At 65.3% G+C, this 19577-nt stretch carries 16 protein-coding genes; 4 read left to right on the top strand and 12 right to left on the bottom strand.

Annotation, left to right across the window (positions count from 1 at the left end):
* Nucleotides 1-28: 28 nt before the first annotated feature.
* The gene (locus IVB26_RS01980) at nt 29-1249 is read right to left on the bottom strand and encodes a cytochrome P450 (RefSeq protein ID WP_247970383.1); all 1221 of its coding nucleotides are present in this window, start codon (nt 1247-1249) and stop codon (nt 29-31) included.
* 83 nt (nt 1250-1332) lie between these two features.
* Here IVB26_RS01980 and IVB26_RS01975 point away from each other — a divergent pair, with 83 nt between their 5' ends.
* The gene (locus IVB26_RS01975; protein WP_247970382.1) at nt 1333-1839 is read left to right on the top strand and encodes a MarR family winged helix-turn-helix transcriptional regulator; all 507 of its coding nucleotides are present in this window, start codon (nt 1333-1335) and stop codon (nt 1837-1839) included.
* A 351-nt stretch (nt 1840-2190) separates the two neighbouring features.
* Here IVB26_RS01975 and IVB26_RS01970 read toward each other — a convergent pair whose 3' ends face one another.
* Entirely contained in the window at nt 2191-4044 is a 1854-nt protein-coding gene (locus IVB26_RS01970; RefSeq protein ID WP_247970381.1) for a feruloyl-CoA synthase, read from the bottom strand.
* A 151-nt stretch (nt 4045-4195) separates the two neighbouring features.
* Here IVB26_RS01970 and IVB26_RS01965 point away from each other — a divergent pair, with 151 nt between their 5' ends.
* The gene (locus tag IVB26_RS01965) at nt 4196-4702 is read left to right on the top strand and encodes a MarR family winged helix-turn-helix transcriptional regulator (RefSeq protein WP_247970380.1); all 507 of its coding nucleotides are present in this window, start codon (nt 4196-4198) and stop codon (nt 4700-4702) included.
* A 194-nt stretch (nt 4703-4896) separates the two neighbouring features.
* Nucleotides 4897-6705 (top strand): allophanate hydrolase, encoded by a 1809-nt coding sequence (gene atzF, locus IVB26_RS01960; protein ID WP_247970379.1) that lies wholly within the window; start codon nt 4897-4899, stop codon nt 6703-6705.
* A 111-nt stretch (nt 6706-6816) separates the two neighbouring features.
* On the opposite strand, the gene IVB26_RS01955 is transcribed toward atzF, so the two are convergent.
* The 10 genes from IVB26_RS01955 to ugpB all read right to left on the bottom strand — a co-directional run bounded on the left by IVB26_RS01955 (nt 6817) and on the right by ugpB (nt 18340).
* Nucleotides 6817-7539, bottom strand: coding sequence for a GntR family transcriptional regulator (locus IVB26_RS01955; RefSeq protein WP_247970378.1), 723 nt, complete (start codon nt 7537-7539; stop codon nt 6817-6819).
* On the bottom strand, nt 7536-7931 hold the full coding sequence (hpxZ, locus tag IVB26_RS01950; protein WP_247970377.1) for an oxalurate catabolism protein HpxZ: 396 nt from the start codon (nt 7929-7931) through the stop codon (nt 7536-7538). Before hpxZ ends, IVB26_RS01955 begins: the two co-directional genes overlap by 4 nt.
* 12 nt (nt 7932-7943) lie before the next feature.
* A complete protein-coding gene (locus tag IVB26_RS01945) occupies nt 7944-9335 on the bottom strand; it encodes an AtzE family amidohydrolase (protein WP_247970376.1) in 1392 nt (463 codons plus the stop codon).
* A gap of 7 nt (nt 9336-9342) precedes the next feature.
* On the bottom strand, nt 9343-9522 hold the full coding sequence (locus IVB26_RS01940; protein WP_246925989.1) for a DUF4089 domain-containing protein: 180 nt from the start codon (nt 9520-9522) through the stop codon (nt 9343-9345).
* Nucleotides 9523-9540: 18 nt separating this feature from the next.
* Nucleotides 9541-11268, bottom strand: coding sequence for a dipeptide ABC transporter ATP-binding protein (locus IVB26_RS01935; RefSeq protein WP_247970375.1), 1728 nt, complete (start codon nt 11266-11268; stop codon nt 9541-9543).
* A gap of 322 nt (nt 11269-11590) precedes the next feature.
* Entirely contained in the window at nt 11591-12490 is a 900-nt protein-coding gene (locus IVB26_RS01930) for an ABC transporter permease (RefSeq protein ID WP_247970374.1), read from the bottom strand.
* 212 nt (nt 12491-12702) lie between these two features.
* Nucleotides 12703-13716, bottom strand: a complete 1014-nt coding sequence (locus tag IVB26_RS01925) for an ABC transporter permease (protein WP_247970373.1) — start codon at nt 13714-13716, stop codon at nt 12703-12705.
* Nucleotides 13717-13862: 146 nt separating this feature from the next.
* Nucleotides 13863-15485, bottom strand: coding sequence for an ABC transporter substrate-binding protein (locus IVB26_RS01920; RefSeq protein WP_247970372.1), 1623 nt, complete (start codon nt 15483-15485; stop codon nt 13863-13865).
* Between the two features lie 368 nt (nt 15486-15853).
* The gene (locus IVB26_RS01915) at nt 15854-16813 is read right to left on the bottom strand and encodes an aminoglycoside phosphotransferase family protein (protein ID WP_247970371.1); all 960 of its coding nucleotides are present in this window, start codon (nt 16811-16813) and stop codon (nt 15854-15856) included.
* A 222-nt stretch (nt 16814-17035) separates the two neighbouring features.
* Entirely contained in the window at nt 17036-18340 is a 1305-nt protein-coding gene (ugpB, locus tag IVB26_RS01910; RefSeq protein ID WP_247973390.1) for a sn-glycerol-3-phosphate ABC transporter substrate-binding protein UgpB, read from the bottom strand.
* A 222-nt stretch (nt 18341-18562) separates the two neighbouring features.
* Here ugpB and IVB26_RS01905 point away from each other — a divergent pair, with 222 nt between their 5' ends.
* On the top strand, nt 18563-19573 hold the full coding sequence (locus IVB26_RS01905) for a TRAP transporter substrate-binding protein (protein WP_247970370.1): 1011 nt from the start codon (nt 18563-18565) through the stop codon (nt 19571-19573).
* Nucleotides 19574-19577 lie beyond the last annotated feature (4 nt).

Below are 19577 nucleotides of genomic sequence, written 5' to 3'. Positions count from 1 at the left end.
CTGTCTATTGTTTTTGCTTCCGGTCGCGTCAGGCCGGCGTGATCGTGACCGGCAGACTGTCGAGCCCACGCAGCGTGTTGTTGAAGCGGCGCTTCGGCTCGCCGGTGAGCTCGATCGTCGCAATGCGGCGCGCCAGCGCCGACAGCACCGTCTCACCCTCGAGCCGCGCCATGAGCTGCCCGACGCACATGTGAATGCCGGAGCCGTAGCCGACATGACCGGAGGTGCGGCGAGTGATGTCGTAACGATCAGGCTCGTCCCACCGGCGCGGATCGCGATTGGCGGCGGCGAGGAACATCAGCACCTTCTCGCCCTCGCCGATGGTCGCGCCGGAGAGCTCGACATCACGTGTCGTGGTGCGGAAGAACGTCTGAACCGGGCTCTCGAATCGCACCGCCTCCTCGAAAGCGTTGCGCGCCAATGTGAGATCAGCACGCAGGCGCTGCCATTGCTCCGGGAAGCGCGCGAGGCAATAAACTGCGGCGCCAATACCATTGACGGTGGTGTCGAGGCCGGCCGAGAGCAGCGAGCGAACCAGCAGCGGAGCTTCAGTTGCCGTAATCGCGCCCTCGTCGACGTGGGCGTGAATGCAGGCGCCGATGCCGCCGGGCGCGAGATTCTCCCGCTGACACTGTGCGGTGACGTAAGCCTGGTGCGGCGTCGAACGCGCGATCGCCTCCTGGCGCAACTCGTTCGGCGGGCCGAAGGCGTTGAACACAACGCTGGCATAGGGAATGAGATGTTCGCGGCCCTCCGGCCTCAGGCCGAGCGCATCCGGAAAGATCGAAAGCGGATAGGCCTCCGCCAGATCCGTGATCGCGTCAAAGCTGCCCTTCTCCAGCAATTCGTCGACCCGCTGCTCGGCCGCTGCGGCAAAGCGCTCGCGCAGCCCCTTCATCACGGTGGGCGACAGCACCTTTGACAACACGGCGCGGGTGCGGGTGTGCGCCGGGGGATCGGCTTCGAGGATCAGGCTCGGCGGCCGCCACGGCGTCTCCTTCTTGAAGTCGGAGAGGCCGACGCCGCGGCTGGAGCAGAAGGTCGCGGGATCGTTCAGCACCGCATGGACCTCGGCATAGCGCGCCACGCCATAGACGTTCCACTTGTCGAGATAGACGACCGGACCGGCCTCCCGCAGCCGCTGATGCGTGGGATAAGGGTCGGCAAAAAACTTCATGTCGAAGGGATCGACGTCGAGATGAGGAACGGCCGCGGAGCCCGTCGCTGCCGGGGAGCCGGATGCGGTCATGGAAGACCTCCCTCATTTTGATCTTGTGAAAGGGCGGCGCATGCCCTTAGGTCTTTCGGCCCGCCGAGAGATAGAATCCCGATATGCCTGCGCCCTCGACCAGAGCCCGCCAAAAACCTGCGCTTAACGAGGCGGGACCGACGCTCGACCTCGACCGTTACGTCCCGGCGTTCGTCACCTTCATCGCCAACAAGCTCTCGAACAGCGCGACCGCGTTCTATCAGCGGCAGTTCGGCGTCAACGTCACGGAATGGCGCATCATGTCGCTGCTGGCGATCGAGCCCGGCATTCCGGCCTCGCGCATCTGCCACGTCATCGGCTTCGACAAGGGGCCGGTGAGCCGGATGCTGGCAGGCCTCGAGAAGCGCGGGCTGATCTCGATCCGCACCGACCCCAACGATGGCCGCACCCATTCGATCTCGCTGACGGCGAAGGGCCGCGCCACCCATGACAAGGTGATCGTTGCAGCACTCGAGCGCGAGCGGCGGCTGTTGTCCTGCCTCAGCAAGGACGAGCGCGAGGTACTGATCGACCTGCTGCGCCGGCTGCATGAAAATCTCGGCGCGGTCACCGGCGGCACCGAGGCCTGACGGGTCGCGCCTCAGGCGCCGCCTTCCGTCACATCCGGGCACGCGCCGGCATTTGCCGACGGCACCAGTTCTGCCCCGCATTTGTTTCCTCCAGAAAAGACGCAGCGGTTTGCCCGCCGTCATCCTTGTCTGGAACGGTTCGCACAAATTAGTTGCTTAAGCAACAAAAGAATCGACAAGATAATGCGGCAGGGTTGCTGGCGTAATGGGCGAGCTACTCGCCCCATCCTCCGTCATTGCGAGGAGCGCAGCGACGAAGCAATCCAGAGTCCTTCCGCGGAGACAGCCTGGATTGCTTCGTCGCAAGAGCTCCTCGCAATGACGACGTGGAAAGAGCGCGCCTAAACCGACTTATACCCAGCCAATCCACTCACCCGACGCATCGTCGTTCAACCGTGCCACAGCATCGGCGCGCCGCGTCAGCACGGCGCGCTGGTTGATGTAGCCCTTGTCGGTGATCTCGCCGCCATCGACCGACGGCGGCTCGGCGAGAAGCAGCGCGCGGGTGGCGTGGCCGGAGGAGTTGGGGCCTTGCTGCCTGAGTTTCGCCAGGCCCTGCGCGATTGCGGTCCTGACCTTGTCATGCGCGAGCACCTCGTTCACGCCTGCCGTCTCGGGCAGGCCGGCGTGGACGCGGCAGGCGACAATATTGGGAAACACTAGAAAGCGCGTCTCGTCGCCGCCCTGACCTGACACGACGATGTCCTGCGCCAGCGGCGAGAGCGCCGCAATGCCGGCGACGCGCAGCGTGCCGACGCTGACCCAGGTGCCGGAATTGAGCTTGAAGTCTTCCGCGACACGGCCGTCGAAGAACAGGCCGCGCTCGGGCCTGCCGGTATCGGCAAGCTTGACGGCATCGCCGATCAGATAAAAGCCCTCTTCATCAAAAGCCTGCTTCGTCAGCTCCGGCGCCTTCCAATAGCCGGGCGTGACGTTGGGGCCGCGCACCCGCACCTCCAGCTTGTCGCCGGAGGTGACGAGTTTCAGCTCGGTGCCGGGAATGGGCACACCGATATTGCCGGAGCGTTCGGCGAGGAAATGGCAGTCGGTCGCGAGCGGCGAGGTTTCGGTCGAGCCCCAGGCCGAGACCATCGGCAGCGCGTGACCGACGGTTTTGATCGAGAGCTCCTCGAGCGCATCCCATAGATTTTGCGGCAGCGCCGCGCCGGCATAGAAGGCGAATTTCACCTCGTTGAAGAAGCGGCGGCACAGTTCCTCGTCGCCGCGCAGCGCCGCAATCAGCATGTCGAAGCCGCGCGGCACGTTGAAATACACCGTCGGCATCACGCTTTTCAGATTGGCCAGCGAGGTCGCAAAGAGACCGGGCGCAGGCTTGCCGCCGTCGATATAGAGCGAGCCGCCGTTGCGCAGCACGAGATTGAAATTGTGATTGGCACCGAAGGTGTGGCTCCAGGGTAACCAGTCGAGGATGATGAGATCCTCGCGCTTCTGCTCGAGAAAGATCCAGGTCTGCGCCTTGGCCTGCTGGCTCGAGGTCAGCATGCGCTGGGTGTTGATGACGGCCTTGGGCGTGCCGGTCGAGCCTGACGTGAACAGGAATTTCGCGATTGTGTCCGGCGTCACCGCGGCGAACGCCGTCGCAACGTCGGGGCTCTCCGGTGTTGCCGCAACAGTGCGGAAGGCGAGCGCACCGGCGTCATCAACATGGCCGCTGATGATCCGCGCCCGGTGCAGCGGCGCGATGGCCTCCAGCGCCGCCGCGAAGGGTTTTATCGCAGAGACGTAGATCGCGCCCGGCTCCAGCAGCGTGACCATGCTCTTGAGCTTCTCGAAATCCCTGGACATCAGCGAATAGGCCGGCGAAATCGCGGCCGAGGGCACGCCGACATGCTGGGCAGCAAGCGCCAGCAGCGCGTGATCGACGCTGTTGTCCGAGAGGATCGCGAGCGGGCGCTCTGCGCTGAGGCCTTGCGCCAAAATCCAGGACGCCGCCGCCCGCACCTGGCGAAGAGCCTGGGCATAGGTGACGGTGGTCCAGGGCGCATCGACATTGCCGCGCTCGGCAAGGAAGATCGCATCCGGCGTTTGCCGCGCCCATTGCTCCAGCCAGTCGCCGACGCAACGCGCGCCATCGCGCAACGGATCGGGCGAGCGCAGCACGATGCTGCCGTCGGCGCGATGCTCTGCGACGGTCCGCGGGCTTGCGAACAGGCCTGCAAGGTCACCGCGTGGGGCGACTGTCATGTGTTTCCTCCTCCGCCCGGATACGGGGATCGGCCGCAGCCTCATTCCGGGTTGCTTTGGCCATAATGTTGGGCATGACAATTGTTGTCGTCAACAACAATCTTTCGCTTGGCTTGCCGAGGCGCTAAGGTTGCGCGGCAGGAGACCTGACGTGACAGCCAGTGCAGCCCGGGCCGACACCCGCCCCTCCCCACGCAAGCGCGCCGGCAATGGCGCGGCGCCTCGCGATATCGCCGACGATGTCGGCCTCGACGCCCTGGTCGGGCACGCCGGCTATGCGGTGCGGCGCTTCCAGATCTGGATCTTCCAGGACTTCATCAGAACGCTCGGCGATGTCGACATCCGGCCGACGCAATATTCGGTGCTGACGGTGATCGGGGGCAATCCGGGCCTGTCGCAGATGGCCGTGGCCAAGCGCCTCGGCATCGAGCGCGCCCGGCTGGTGCATCTGCTCGACAGCCTTGAACAGCGCAAGCTGGTCAAGCGGGTCAAGTCGAAGGCGGACCGGCGCTCGCATGCGCTGCATCTCACCGCGCAGGGCGAGACGGCGCTGGCGAAGTTCAAGCGGCTCGCGGCCGAGCACGAGCGGAACGTCGAGGCGAAGATCGGCAAGGAAAACCGGGCCCACCTGCTTCGGATCCTCGCCGGCTTCACCTGATCCCGACTGCCCATGATTTGGGCAGATGCCCGTCACAGGGCGCTGCTGCGACCGTCCGACCGCCTGTCGAAACATCCCCCAAGCCACTGATCACACGATAATATCCGGAGCAATCGGGCTGCCCGGATATTGTACACAATGGCACATCGCTTGCTTCGCTCCGGCCGAGGACGAATAGCCGGAGTTTTGTCGCCATGGGGGCTGAGCAGCCTGAAACGATCGCCGCGATTGTGGCCGCGCATCGCGCGGGCACGCTGACGCCGGCAGAGACGGCCGCGCGGACCTATCAGCGCATCCGCGACCACAACGATCCCGCCATCTTCATCAGCCTGCGCGACGAGAAGGACGCCATCGCGGAGGCCGAGAAGCTTGCTGCTCGGAAGGACGCAGCCAACCTGTCGCTTTTTGGCGTGCCGGTCGCGGTGAAGGACAATATCGACGCGCTGGGATTTCCGACCACCGCGGCCTGCCCGGCCTTTTCCACCACGCCGGCACACGATTCGACCGCGGTGGCGCGCCTGCGTGCCGCCGGCGCCATCATCATCGGCAAGACCAATCTCGACCAGTTCGCAACCGGCCTCGTCGGCGTGCGCTCGCCCTACGGCATTCCCAAGAATTCGATCCGCGACGATCTCATTCCCGGCGGATCGAGCTCGGGCTCGGCAGTCGCCGTCGGCGCCGGCCTCGTGCCGCTGTCGCTGGGCACCGACACCGCCGGCTCGGGCCGCGTGCCGGCGATGCTCAACAACATCGTCGGGCTGAAGCCGAGCCTCGGCATGATCTCGAATGCCGGGCTCGTGCCGGCCTGCCGCACGCTCGATTGCATCTCGGTGTTCGCACTGACGGTGGACGATGCCGCGCTCGCTCTGTCCGTGATGGCGGGGCCGGACCCAGCCGATCCGTTCTCGCGCGACCGGCCGCTGGGTGCGCTCACGCCGTTTCCGGCAGGCCTGCGCCTCGGCGTGCCCCGCAACGGACAGCTGATCTTCTTCGGCGACAAAGCATCCGATGCTGCCTACGGCGATGCGCTGAAGCGCTGGACCGCGCGTGGCGCCACACTGGTCGAGTTCGACCTCGAGCCGTTCTACGAGACGGCGCGGCTGCTCTACGAGGGCCCGTGGGTCGCCGAGCGCTATCTCGTGATCAAGGATCTGCTGGCGTCCGCGCCTGATGCGATCCACCCCGTGACGCGCGAGATCACCGCGGCGGGCGCGCGGCTGACGGCGGGCGAGACCTTTTCGGCGCTCTACCGCCTGCAGGGCCTGCGCAAGATCGCCGAGCGCACCTTTGCCAATATCGACGCGCTGGTGCTGCCGACGGCGCCGACGGCCTATACGACCGCGCAGGTGCTCGCCAATCCGATCGAGCTCAACAGCCGCCTCGGCACCTACACCAACTTCGTCAATCTGCTCGACCTCTGCGGCCTCGCCGTCCCGGCGTCGATGCGTGCCGACGGCATTCCGTTCGGCATCACGCTGCTCGCGCCTGCCGGACGCGATGCGATGCTGGCCAGCATCGGCCGTGTCTTCCATGCCGATACGAACTTGAGCCTCGGCGCAAAGAGCGGGGCGCAAGCTCCGCTCGCACCGCTGCCGGCAAGCAGCGGCGACGAGATCCCGATCGCCGTGGTCGGCGCGCATCTGTCCGGCATGGTGCTGAACGGCGAGTTGACGGCGCTGAACGGCCATCTGGTCGAGGCAACCAGGACGGCGCCGGACTACAAGCTCTACGCGCTCAAGACCACGCCGCCAAAGCCCGGCATGCTGCGCGTGGAAGCCGGCAAGGGCGCGTCGATCGAGCTGGAGATCTGGTCGCTGTCGTCGTCCGCCTTCGGCAGGTTCGTCAACGCGATTCCCGCGCCGATGGCGATCGGCACGGTGCGGCTTGCGGATGGCCGCAGCGTGAAGGGGTTTCTGGTCGAGCCGGAAGTGCTGGGTGATGCGCGGGATATTACCGCGTATGGGGGATGGCGCGCTTATATGAAGGAAGCCGCCACAGCGTAGCTGCCGTAGGGTGGACAAAGCGAAGCGTGCCCACGACCTCGTCCTTCATGAGAAGATCGTGGGCACGGCGCTTTGCGCCTTTGCCCACCCTACGGCACCGCGGGTGCCGCCCTACACCGACACCGCGTAAATCTCGTACTCTCCGCGCACCAGCTCGATATGCGCGCGCATCGCCGCAGCGGCGCCCTGCTTGTCGCCGCGCATGATGGCGACGACGACGCGGTCGTGCTCGGCTTGCGATTTGGCGAGACGTCCGAGGTTGCGGAACTGGGCGCGGCGGAACGGCTGCACGCGCACGCGCGTCGCCAGCGTGATCTCGGCGATGTAGCCGTTCTGCGAGCCGGCATAGATCGCGTTGTGGAAGCGCTCGTTGACCTCGTGAAAGCGATCGGGATTGCCGGTGTAGCTCAAGACCCGCAACTCCTCGTGGATGGCCTCCAAACCGTGGCGCTCGGCCGCGGACATGCGCTCGGCGGCAAGGCCGGCGCACAGTGCCTCGAGCTCGGCCATCGCCTCGAACATGCTCTTGAGACGCTCGATCGAGGGCTGCGCCACCACCGCGCCGCGATGGGCGCGCGCTTCGACGAGGCCGCTCGCCACGAGTTGACGCAGCGCCTCGCGCACCGGCGTCCGCGAAACGCTGAAACGGCGCGCGATGTCGGTCTCGTCAAGCGGCGCGCCGGGGGCCAGGGCGCCGCGCACGATCTCGTCCGCGAGCTGGAGGCGCAGCTCTTCGGCGCGCGTGACCTTCTGTACTGATGCCGAAGGACGATCGACGCGCGGCACCACCGGCTCGGCCGGCGGTGTCCCTTGCGGAAACTCGTCGAGCGTCATGCGGTCTCTTTCGGCTCGTCGATGATGCTGACATGGGCAGCGACGACGCGCCAGCCTTCGGGGAAGCGAATCCAGGTCTGCATCTGCCGGCCGACCTTGCCGGGCGCCGTGTCGCGATGGAACAGGGTGGAGGCAACGGCCGTGTCGCGGCCATAGCTGGTGATAACCGTCTTTGCGGTGCGGCGGTTCAGGCCGACCGGCGAGCGGCCGGCGCGAAAGCCGCTTATCGCCTCGTAGCCATAGAGGTTCTCGCCGATGCCGTAGCGCAGCGTGCGGGGATCGTTGCGGAAGAGCTCACCGAGCACGGCGACGTCATTGCTGACGAGGGCCTGCTCGTAACGATCGAACGCGGCTTTGACTTCCGCGATGACGTCGGGGAGATCGATCTCCATTTCAGAATCCTCTCAAAGTCCCCTTGGAGCAGGCGCGGCGGCGACGCCCATCTTTTCCAAGGCGTAGGCGACACGAAGCGCGATGTCCTCGCGCCAAGGCGCGGCGATGATCTGCACGCCGATCGGCAGCGGCTCGAGCGGCACCGGCACCGCGACCACCGGCAGGCCGATGAAGGAGATCGGCTGGGTGTGGACGCCGATATTGGCGCGCACCGGCAGCTCGACGCCGTCGAGATTGAAGTTCACCTGTCCGAGCTTTGGCGCGGTGCAGGGCGTTGCCGGCGCCAGCAGCACGTCGACCGATCTAAAGATCTCGGCAAGCTGCGCGCGGTACCAGCGGCGGAATTTTTGCGCGCGGTCGACCATGGGCGCGGGTACCATCGCGCCTGCGATCAGCCGGTCGCGCACCGCCGGATCGAAATCGTTCGGACGCTTGCGCAGGCGATCGAGGTGGAGCGAAGCGCCTTCGGTGGTGGTGATGACATAGGCCGCCGCGCGGGCTCGCGCGGCTTCTGGGATGTCCACGACTTGCGTCGCACCAAGCGCCTTGGCAACGCGGCCGACGGCCTCGACCGCTTCCGGGAACACGTTCTTCTGGAAATACCCGCCGGCGATGGCGATGCGCAGGTCCGAGACCGGATTGGCGATCAGCGGCAGCGTCGGCTCCAGTCCGCGCGCCGTGCAGGCGCTGTCCTCCGCGTCAGGACCCTGCATCACGTCATAGGCGAGCGCGAGATCGGTGACGGACCGTGCGAACGGGCCGAGATGATCGAGGCTCGCGACGAACGGGAACGAGCGCGCCCGCGAGAGCCGGCCATAGGTCGGCTTCAGGCCAAAGATGCCGCAGAAGGAGGACGGCACGCGGATCGAGCCGTTGGTGTCCGAGCCCAGCGCGATCGGCACCAGCGCGCCTCCGACGGCGCTGCCCGAACCACCGGACGAGCCGCCGGTCATGCGCGTCGTATCGTGCGGATTGCGCGAGGGACCGTCATGGACGTTCTCGCCGGTGAAGTCATAGGCGTATTCGCCCATGTTGAGCGCACCGACCAGCACGGCGCCGGCGGCTTCCATCCGCTCGATCAGCATGGCGTCACGTTTGGCCGGTGCGAGGTCGCGGTTGATCTTCGATCCCGCGCGCGTCGGCAGCCCCGCGACGTCGAACAGGTTCTTCACCGCGAAGGGCACGCCGGCGAGCGGGCCGACGGTCTTGCCGGCGGCGATGTCGGCATCGATCGCGCGCGCCTTCGTACGCGCGCGATCGGCGGTGACGTCGGTGAAGGAATTGAGGACGGTGTCGTGCTGCTTGATGCGCGCGAGTGCGGCTTCGGTGGCATCGAGCGCGGACATTTTGCCGCCTGCGACCGCGCTTGCGATCTCGGAGGCCGTTTCTGGCTTGGCGGTCATGGCAGCGTCAGACCGTGAAGATCGGTGCCGGCTCGGTCTCGTCCGGCAGCGCGAATTCGTCGACAAGGCGGGAGAGGCGCAGCGACACTTCGAGGTTCGCACGCACCGCGGGCCTCCAGGCCTCCTCGACCGGCAGCGCCAGTGCTTTCGATACGGCGTCGATATAGTCGTCCAGGGGTTCGGCCATCACTCTCTCAAGCTGATCTCAGTGCACCGGTAACGGCGGATGCGGGATCGCCGTCAGCAGTTCCTTGGTGTAGTCGTCCTTGGGATCGCCGAGCACCTGCTCGGAAGAGCCTTCCTCGACGATCCGTCCCGTCCGCATCACAATGACACGATCGCACAACAAGCGCACCACATTCAAATCATGCGAGACGAACAGATAGCTCATGCCTAGCCGCTGCTTCAGGTCCTGAAGCAGGTTGAGCACCACGGCCTGCACCGAGACGTCCAGCGCCGCCGTCGGCTCGTCCAGGATAACGAGCTTTGGATGCAGCGCGATCGCACGGGCAATGCCGACGCGGGCCTTCTGGCCGCCGGACAATTGATGCGGGAAGCGGTCGAGCAGGTTGTGCGGCAGTCCGACCATGCTCGCGAGTTCCTCGCAGCGAGCCCGCAGCGCGTCGCGTCCTCTGATATCCCCCAGCTGCATGATGGGGTCCACGATGGCGCGCGCGGCGGTGAAGCGCGGATTCAGGCTGTCGGTCGGATCCTGGAACACCATCTGAATGCGGCTGCGCTGCGGCAGGCGGGCGAAGGCGGCAGGCTGGATGCCGGAGATGTCCTCGCCCTCGAACTGGATCAGGCCCGAGGTCTGGTCCAGGAGCCGCATCACCATCATCGACGTCGTCGATTTGCCGCACCCGGACTCGCCGACGAGGCCGACGCTCTCGCCGTGACCGACCGCGAAGCTGATGCCATCGACGGCGCGGAACACGTCCGGCTCCACCGGCGGCTTGCGGCCGAACAGTTTCCCGAGCACGGCGGTCGCGCCCTGGCGGGGGTATTCTTTCACGAGCTTGTCGACGAGCAGGAGGGGCTTCTGACTCTCTGTACTTGCTGCGGCGGCCGGGGTTGACTCGGCTGGCGCCGCGGGCGCTGCCCCCTCTTCCTCCGGCAGCAAGTCTCGCAAGCTCACACCAAGCCGCGGCGTCGCGCGCATCAGCTTCCTGGTGTAGGGGTGCTGCGGGTTGGCGAAGATGTCGGCGGCCTTCGCGGTCTCGACCACGCGGCCCTTCTCCATCACCACGACGCGATCGCAATAGGCCGCCGCGAGGCCGAGGTCGTGGGTGATCAGGATGGTCGACATCGCCTTGCGCTTGGTCAGCTCGACGATCAGATCCATCACCGCCTTCTGCGTGGTGACGTCGAGGCCGGTGGTCGGCTCGTCGGCGATCAAGAGCTGCGGATTGCAGGCGAGCGCGAGCGCGATGACGACGCGCTGGCACATGCCGCCCGACAGCTCGAACGGATAGGCGTGATAGCGCTCGCGCGGGCGGGCGATCTTGACCTGCTCCAGCGCCTCGATCGCCTTCTCGCCGTGATCTCTGACCTGGGCCTGCTGCACATGGGTGCGCAGCACGTCCTCGATCTGGTCGCCGACCTTGCGGATCGGATTCAGCGCGGCGCGCGGGTTCTGGAAGATCATCGAGACTTCGCGGCCGCGCAGGTCGCGCATCTGGTCCTCGGTCGCGGCCTTGACGTCGATGCCGGAGAACATCACCGAGCCCTCGGCGATCCGCCCGGCGCGGTCGAGGATGCGCATCACCGCATAGGACGTCACCGACTTGCCCGAGCCGGACTCGCCGACGATGGCCAGCGTCTCGCCCTTGGCGGCGGAAATGTTCACGTGCTGCACGGCTTTGACGATGCCGCGGCGGGTGGTGAATTCGACCGTGAGGTCCTGAACGTCGAGCAGCGGCTGGGCGGTCATGCGGGCCTTCCGATCAAAAAACGCGAAAACAACCCCATGCACAGTAGAATGGCGTTGGAATCGTTGGGGAATTTCCGACGGATTTTTGCGTGTGAGGGACGCGCCGCACTCGCGTTCCCTCCCCCCTTGTGGGGGAGGGGCAGGGAGTGGGGTGCCCCACGGGGACTCCCTCGGCATGCGAGCACCGCGGCATCCGCATCAGCAACAGCTTTTGCTGGGCTACCCCCCTCCCCGACCCTCCCCCACAAGGGGGGAGGGAGCGAGACAGACGTGCCCTCCTCACTTCCAAGTGCTGCGCTCATGCACCCGAACCCGACCACCATCACGTCCTCCGCTGGGGATCGACGATGTCGCGCAGGCCGTCGCCGAGGAGGTTGAAGCAGAACACCGCGATCATCAGAGCAAGGCCCGGGAAGAGCGCGATCCACCATTCGCCCGACACCATGAAGCCCGCGCCTTCGGCGACCATGATGCCCCATTCGGCGGTGGGCGGGCGGACGCCGAGGCCGATGAAGGACAGGCCGGCGGCATTCAAAATGGCGTAGCCCATGGTCAGCGACATCTGCACGATCATGATCGGCATGATGTTGGGCAGGATGTGCACCAGCAGGATGCGGAATTCGCCGTTGCCGGACAGGCGCGCGGCCTGCACGAAGCCGGCGTTGCGGCGGACATTGGCTTCGGCACGCGCGACGCGGGCATAGAGCGGGAAGTTCACGATGGCGGTGGCCAGAATGATGTTCTGCACGGTGTTGCCGAGCGCGGCGACGATGCCCATCGCCAGCACGAACAGCGGAAAGGCCATGATGGTGTCGGCGATGCGGCCGACGATGCGGTCGGTCCAGCCGCCGAAATAGCCGGCGGCAATGCCGGCGAGGCCGCCCATCAGGAACACCAGCGCGACGGAGGCGACCGCGATGAACGTATCGAGCCGGGTCGCGACGATGACGCGGCTGAAAATGTCGCGCCCGAGCTGGTCGGTGCCGAACCAGTGCGCCGCCGACGGCGGCTTCAGCGATGCGGCGGTGTCGGACGCCAGCGGATCATACGGCACTACGTAAGGACCGAAGATCGCGGCGATGAGGATCAGGATCAGCAGCGCGAAGGCGAAGCCCGTGACCTTGTTCTCGCCGAGAACGTAGCGGGTCTGTTCGAGGATCGCTGATAGCCCCGAGGTTCGCGCGGGGCCGACGGGTTCAACAGCAGGCGCAACGGAGCTCATGACTTCACTCCCAAGCGTTGGGATGACCGGACGAGCCTCGAGCTCGCTTTACCTCTCCCGCTTGCGGGAGAGGTCGCGCCGAAGGCGCGGGTGAGGGCTGTCTCCTCTTGGGGGTTCTCGATTGCGGAAACACCCTCTCCCCAGCCCTCCCCCGCAAGCGGGGGAGGGAGCGCACCGTCCGCCCAGCTCGCACCAGATGCGTTCATCATGCGCTAGCCCTCCAACCGGACGCGCGGATCGATCACGCCATAAAGAATGTCGATGATCAGATTGAGCAGCACGTACATGACCGCCATGGTCAGCACGAAACCCTGCACCGGCGCGAAGTCCGACGAGATCAGCGCCTCGACCGCGTAGGAGCCGATGCCGGGCCAGGCGAACACTTTTTCGACCAGCACGTTGGCGCCGAGCAGGAACGAGAACACCATGCTGAGCGTGGTGATGACGGGCAGCATGGCATTGCGGAAGGCGTAGGTGACGATGACGGTTGCCGGCGACAGGCCGCTGGCGCGCGCGGTGCGGACGAATTCGGACGCCAGCACCGCGAGCATCGAGGCACGGGTCATGCGCGCGATCGGCGCCAGCGAGAAGATCGCGAGCGTCGTTGCCGGCAGGATCAACTGGCTCAGCGCCGAACGAAACGCCTCGAGGTCGCGCGCGATCAGCGTGTCGATCAGATAGAAGCCGGTTACCGTCGGCGGCGCGCTGTAGAACACGTCGAGACGGCCGAGCGGCGCCGGCGACCAGCCGAGCCGGAAGTAGAAGACATAGACCAGCACGAGGCCGGTGAAGAACACCGGCAGCGACACGCCGGCTGTCGTCGTGATGCGACAGAGATGGTCGATCCATGATCCCGGCCGCGTCGCCGCGAGCACACCGAGCGGAATCGCGATCGCGACGGAGACGATGAGGCCGAGCAGCGTCAACTCGGCCGAGGCCGGCAGGCGGTTGCGGATCTCGGCCGCCACCGGCTGACCCGTGGTGAGCGAATTGCCGAAATCGCCATGGGCGAGGTCATTGGTGTAGCGGAAGAACTGCTCGATCAGCGGCTTGTCGAGGCCGAGTTTCTTGCGGATCTGCTCGACGGCTTCCTTCGTGGCGGCGGGACCGGCGAAGTATGCGGCGGGATCACCGGGCAGCGCGCGCGTCAGCAGGAAGGTGACGATGACGACCCCGATCAGCGAGGGGACAGCGAACATCAGGCGCTTGCCGATCATTGCTAACATGCGACCAACCTCCCGTCCTGTGTCGGCCACGCGAATGGCGAATAGCGAATGGCGAATAGATGGACGCCAAAATGCTTGATCACTATTCGCCACTCCCTATTCGCCATTCGCCGAGCCCGCTACTCGCCATTCACCATTCGCTTCCCTCACCCCTTCGCCATCGCGCGATAGTCGAGCCTGCGGTGGAACCAGTACTGGTAGCCGCTGATGTTCTTCTGCATCGCGACGTTGACGAAGGGCTGGTACAGCGGGATGCGCGGGATGTCGGTGAAGGCGAGATCGACGAAGCCCTTCACGTCGGCATCGTAGGCCGCCTTGTCGCCGGTCGCAGCGGCCGTGCGCGCGCCGTCGATCAGTCTGTCCATCTCCGCCGACTTGTAGCTCATGGTGTTGAAGACGGAATTGTTGCCGTGATAGCACCAGTAGAAGAAATATTCGGGATAATCGAGCCAGCCCGAGAACACGTTGGTGAAGAGCGGCATCTCCTTCTTGTTCAATTCGGTGCGCCAGTTGGCGCCCGGCACCTTGTTGATGGTGGTCTTGATGCCGATCTGCGCGAGGCTCTCCTGCACCAGCACGCAGAGCGGCTCGTTGACGCCAGCGAAATTCAGATCGAACGAGATCGTGGTCTCGAAACCGTTGGCGTAGCCGGCCTCGCTAAGCAGCGCCTTCGCCTTCTCCATGTCGGTGTTGTATTTGTGCGGCTGCGGCCAGGCGATCTCGGTCGGCTTGTCTTTCGCCGCACCGAACATCGGGTTGGCGAGGCCAAACATCACCGCGTCCATGATCTTCTGATAGGGCAGCGCGTAGGCGACCGCCTGACGGACCTTGGGATTGTCGAAGGGCGGCTTGGTGACGTTCATGCCGATATACTGGATGCCGTTGGAAAACGGCAGCGACACCACGTTGAGCTTGCCGTTCGCCTTCATCTCCTGGAAGTCCTTGTTCGGCAGCTCGTAGGAGATGTCGGCATCGCCGCGCTCCAGCAGCGCCCGGCGGTTGCCGGCCTGCGGCACCATGCGCCAGATCACGCGCTTGATCTTCGGCAAGGGGCCACAGGCCCAATCCTCGTTGCGCTCCATGATGACTTCGGTGCCGGCGGTCCATTTCGTCACCTTGTAGGCGCCGGAGCCCGCGGTCTGCTGCTTGGTGAATTCGAGGCCCCAGGGATCCTTCTCGCTGGCGTTCTTCTTCACCAGCTCGGAGTTGACGATGCAGGGCACGATGACGGCGAGATCGGGGATCGTCAGCCTGTCCTTTTTCAGGAAGTCGACGCGCACGGTGTAGTCGTCGATCACGACGAACTGCTCGGGTTTTGTGAGAGAGCCCGCGCTCATCTGGAAGGTCGGAAAGCCGCCGACGCTGACGGCGCGGTCGAGCGACCACTTCACGTCCTTGGCGGTAACGGGGGTGCCGTCGTGGAATTTGGCGTTCTTGCGCAGCCTGAAGGTGACCGACATGTCGTCGATCCTAAAATCCTCGGCGAGCTCGCCCTTGAACTTGTCGCGGTCGTAATAGGGCACGCCCCCGGGGCCGCTCTTCATCTCGTGGCTGATCAGGCGGTCGTAGCAATTCCAGGACACCTCATAGCCGGGCACGTTGGTGCCGATGCCGTGGATGTCGAGATTGTTCGGGCCGCCTTCCGAGACGATCAGCAGCGTCTCCGAACGGGCGTCGGCATAGGCGGTGGAGATGACCTGTAGCATCGCCGGAAGCGCCGCTCCGGCGGCCAATCCGGATACGGACTTGAGGAAATCGCGGCGCTTCATGAAATGGCTCCAACACAACGTTTTTGGTTGGAACCGGATTCGCAAGGTTTGTGCCAAGGCTTAACGGGCGTTTACGATCGATTTAAGCTATTGAAACAATGCGAGAATGTAGATTTTGGCACGCGCGCGGGGCCTTTGCTTCGACCGCCGGCATTGCATACAAAGATACGGATTTGCTTATTTATTGGGCGTCAACGAACGATCGCCCCGCCTCGTAAGCAATGTTGTCATTCCGGGGCGATGCGCAGCATCGAGCCCGGAATCCATCGGGAGGCAGCGCATGCGGGACAAGGGATTCTCAGGTGCGCAATGCGCACCATAGCTCGCCGCTGCGCGGCGCCCCGGAATGTCGGGAAGGTGTGGAGCGATCAGCTAGCCCAGATCAGCTCCTGCAGCTCCACCAAGTCATTCGCCTTCTCCTGCCAGCCTTCAATGCAGATGTGCGCGTTGAGGTCGCTGGCGCGGTGCAGCAGCATCAAGGCCATCAGGCGGCGCTTGAGCGCGTAGTCCGGCTTGGCATAGCCGAAGCCTTCGAGCAGGTGCTTCACCCGGCCCGGCCGGCCCGCCGCCATGAACGCGCTGGGGCCGAGCAGGTCGTAATCGCGCCACCCCGCCAGCACGTCGCCGAAGTCGAATAGCCCGGCGAGCGACCATTGGCCATCTTCGCAGGCGAGCAGAAAATTCTCCGGAATGTATTCGCCGATCAGGATCACTGGCGGCGCGTCCATGGGGATGAGCTTTTCCGCGTCGCGCAGGAGATCGTCGAGGCCGGCGAGAAACTTTGGCGCAAGGCCAAGGCGCGTGTGCCGTGCGCGGCAGCCCTGCATCTGCTGGCGCATGAAATCGACCCAGCGCGGCTCGATATGCGCAAGCGGTCCGAGCGCGGCGCGCTGCACGGAGGCAATGGTCTCGCCGATCTGGCGCAGCACGCGCTCCTTCTGATCTTCCGGCAATGACGCCCACACCTCCGAGCCGAGCGTGCCGGCAAGGCGGGTGATCACGAGATAGGGCCAACCATCGCGCACGCCTTCAGCGACGATCTCGGGGATCGGCAGATCGAGATGGCCTTTCAGTTGCGCCAGCGAGCCGCGCTCGGAGACGAATTGGGCCGCGAGCTGCGGCGGGAAGATTTTCAGGATCAGCTTGTCGCCGAGCCCGACGACGAGATTGGTGCCGGTCGCGAACACATGCGGCGAGCCGACATCGAGACCGTGGCCGCGCGCGATATCGAGCGCGATCGGCAGCCAGCGCGGCGCATCGGAGCGGAAGGCGCGGAAGCTTTGGGCGTCGGTGAGGTGAGGGAGTTGTTGCGATGGCTGGATGGTCATTCGCACTCGCTCGCGCGAGGCGGCCCTGTTTGATTCAGTGCGAGCCCAGGAAATGGTGCACCTCTCCCGCTTGCGGAAGAGGTCGCGCCGAAGGCGCGGGTGAGGGTTTTCTCCTCTGGGGGATTGTCCCGTTGCGAAGACACCCTCTCCCCAACCCTCCCCAGCAAGCGGGAGAGGGAGCACATCTCGCTTGCGGCTGCAGCTAGGCACATGCGCAACAGGCTACCGCTCCGGGCTTGCGCGTTCGAATTGGCGGAGGATCTTGTTGCCGCGCTCGACGGCGGAATCGAGCGCGGCCTGCGCGCTCTTGTGGCCGGCGAAGGCCTGCTCCAGCTCGTCCTCGATCGCGCCGCGGATCAGGACGAACGAGCCGAGCCGGACGCCCTTCGAATTCTCCGTCGGCGGATGCAGCGTGATCTCCTCGAACGAGATCGCCGAGCCCGGATTGCGCTCGTAAAAACCTTGCGACCGCGTCAGCTCGAAAGCAGCACGGGTCACAGGCAGATAGCCGGTGTTCTGATGCCAGGCGGCCTGCACGCCGGGCTGCGACAGATAGGCGAAGAACCGCGCCACGCCCTTGTATTCCTCGCGCGGCCGGTCGCGCAGCACCCACAGCGTGGCGCCGCCGATGATCGAATTCTGCGGCGCGCCTTTCATGTCGGGCCAGTACGGCATCATGCCGTAGCCGATATCGAACTTCGAATTCGCTCTTATGTCGGCGCGCGTGGCCGAGGAGCCGATGAAGATGCCGCACTCGCCCTTCTGGAAGCGTGGCTCGGCCGATTGGCCGCGGCCGCTATAATCGAACAGCTTGGTCTTCTGCCACTCGCTGAGCGCTGCGATGTGATGCACGAGCGACGGATTGTTGATGGTCAATTCCGCATCCAACCCGGCAAAACCGTTCGCGCGGCTCGCCAGCGGCAGATCGTGGTAAGCGGAGAAATTCTCGACATGGATCCAGGACGGCCATGACGTGGTGAAACCGCAAGGAGCGCCGCGGTCGCGCAGCCGCTTTGCAGCCAGCCCCAATTCCGGCCAGGTCTTCGGCGGCGTCTCCGGGTCGAGGCCCGCGTCGCGGAACATGGTCTTGTTGTAGTACAGGATCGGCGTCGAGGAATTGAACGGGAACGACAGCAGATTGCCGGCCGCGTCGGTGTAATAGCCGGAGACCGCGGGCAGGTAATCGGCCAGCGAGAACGGCTCGCCCTGGTCCCGCATCAGGCTGAACACGGGATAGATCGCGCCCTTGGCCGCGGTCATGGTGGCGGTGGCGACCTCGTTGACCTGGACGATCGCGGGCTGGCTGCGCGAGCGGAAGGCGAAGATCGCGGCAGTCACCGTCTCGGTGTAATTGCCCTTGTAAGCAGGCACGATGCGGTATTCGGACTGCGAGGCGTTGAAGTCCGAGGCCAGTTTCTCGAGCTGCCGCCCGAGTTCGCCGGACATGGCGTGCCACCAGGCGATGTCGGTGGCGGCACGCACGGGAGCAGCCAACGAGAGAACCGCAAAGGCGGCGACGAGCTGCAAAAGGCGCGATGCTGAAGTCACGATGTCTCTTCCCGTGCGGCGCGACAAACGGCGGACGACCTTGCTTACGGCGCGGCATATTTGGTTTCAACCCGGAATGCGCGCCGGCCGCGATGCACAATCGCTGCCTCGGCCCCAGCGGGATGGCCTTCCCCCGACCATCTGCTAGATTGCATTGAACCTTTTGCTCCCGCCATAGACTCCACCACTGAGGGGTTGAGTGTGCCAGTGCTGAGCCGTGCCGAACTCTCGCGGACCGGGTTGATCTTCGTCGCGCTTCTGCTCGCCGCAGCCTCGCTAGGCTTGCGCGCGACGGGCGCCGTTGCGCGCGAATTTCGCGCCGCCGACACCCAGACCGAGGATTACCCGACCGTCCAGGCGCTGCGCTATATGGGCGCCCTGATTGCCGAACGCAGCGGCGGCCGCCACGAGATCAAGGTGTTCCACTCCCGCCAGCTCGGCGAGGAAAAGGAGACCATCGAGCAGACCCGGGCCGGCGCGATCGACCTCAACCGGACCAACGTGGCGCTGATCGGCAATTTCGTTCCGGCGATGAACGTGCTCGCCATGCCGTTCCTGTTCCGGTCCATCGAGCACATGCAGAAGGTGCTGGACGGGCCGATCGGCAGCGAGATCCTCGACAGTTTCGAGCCCTACGGGTTCGTCGGGCTCGCTTTTTACGATTCCGGCGCGCGGTCGATCTACAACGGTGTCCGCCCGGTGAGGAATATCGCGGACCTCAAGGGATTGAGGATCCGGGTGCAGCAGTCGGAGTTGATGAGCCAGATGATCCGCTCGCTCGGCGCCGAGCCGGTCGAAATGCCCTATGGGCAGGTGCTCACCGGGCTCGCCAACCATCTGATCGACGGCGCCGAGAACAACTGGCCATCTTTCGTGACGACGGACCATTACAAGCATGCCGGCTACCTTGCTCTCACCGAGCACACGATGAGTCCCGAAGTGCTGATGATCTCGCTGAAGGCCTGGCAGAGCCTGTCGCCGGACGACCAGAAGATCTTCCGGGAGGCCGCGCAGCGCTCCAGCCGGTTCATGCGCGAGAAATGGCGTGACCTGGAGGAGCAGTCGCAGCGCAAGGCGCAGGAAGCGGGCGTCACCATTGTCACGGATATCGACCGCAAGCCGTTCGAGGACGCCATGGCCGCGATCTACGCCAAGGCGGGGCGTGATCCCGCCGCGGCCGCGCTGATCGAACGCATTCGCAAGGTGGAGTGAGCCG

This window comes from Bradyrhizobium sp. 195 (assembly GCF_023101665.1).
GTDB lineage: Bacteria > Pseudomonadota > Alphaproteobacteria > Rhizobiales > Xanthobacteraceae > Bradyrhizobium.
The sequence above is the reverse complement of the archived record's forward strand: the minus strand, read 5'-3'. Positions and strand labels throughout refer to the sequence as shown.

Excerpts from the sequence above, each read along its gene's own strand:
- hpxZ (WP_247970377.1), bottom strand. The coding sequence starts at position 7,931 with ATGGAGATCGATCTCCCCGACGTCATCGCGGAAGTCAAAGCCGCGTTC.
- IVB26_RS01955 (WP_247970378.1), bottom strand. The coding sequence starts at position 7,539 with ATGACGCTCGACGAGTTTCCGCAAGGGACACCGCCGGCCGAGCCGGTG.
- IVB26_RS01980 (WP_247970383.1), bottom strand. The coding sequence starts at position 1,249 with ATGACCGCATCCGGCTCCCCGGCAGCGACGGGCTCCGCGGCCGTTCCT.
- IVB26_RS01935 (WP_247970375.1), bottom strand. The coding sequence starts at position 11,268 with ATGACCGCCCAGCCGCTGCTCGACGTTCAGGACCTCACGGTCGAATTC.
- IVB26_RS01920 (WP_247970372.1), bottom strand. The coding sequence starts at position 15,485 with ATGAAGCGCCGCGATTTCCTCAAGTCCGTATCCGGATTGGCCGCCGGA.
- IVB26_RS01925 (WP_247970373.1), bottom strand. The coding sequence starts at position 13,716 with ATGTTAGCAATGATCGGCAAGCGCCTGATGTTCGCTGTCCCCTCGCTG.
- IVB26_RS01970 (WP_247970381.1), bottom strand. The coding sequence starts at position 4,044 with ATGACAGTCGCCCCACGCGGTGACCTTGCAGGCCTGTTCGCAAGCCCG.
- IVB26_RS01945 (WP_247970376.1), bottom strand. The coding sequence starts at position 9,335 with ATGACCGCCAAGCCAGAAACGGCCTCCGAGATCGCAAGCGCGGTCGCA.
- IVB26_RS01930 (WP_247970374.1), bottom strand. The coding sequence starts at position 12,490 with ATGAGCTCCGTTGCGCCTGCTGTTGAACCCGTCGGCCCCGCGCGAACC.
- IVB26_RS01915 (WP_247970371.1), bottom strand. The coding sequence starts at position 16,813 with ATGACCATCCAGCCATCGCAACAACTCCCTCACCTCACCGACGCCCAA.
- atzF (WP_247970379.1), top strand. The coding sequence starts at position 4,897 with ATGGGGGCTGAGCAGCCTGAAACGATCGCCGCGATTGTGGCCGCGCAT.
- IVB26_RS01975 (WP_247970382.1), top strand. The coding sequence starts at position 1,333 with ATGCCTGCGCCCTCGACCAGAGCCCGCCAAAAACCTGCGCTTAACGAG.
- IVB26_RS01940 (WP_246925989.1), bottom strand. The coding sequence starts at position 9,522 with ATGGCCGAACCCCTGGACGACTATATCGACGCCGTATCGAAAGCACTG.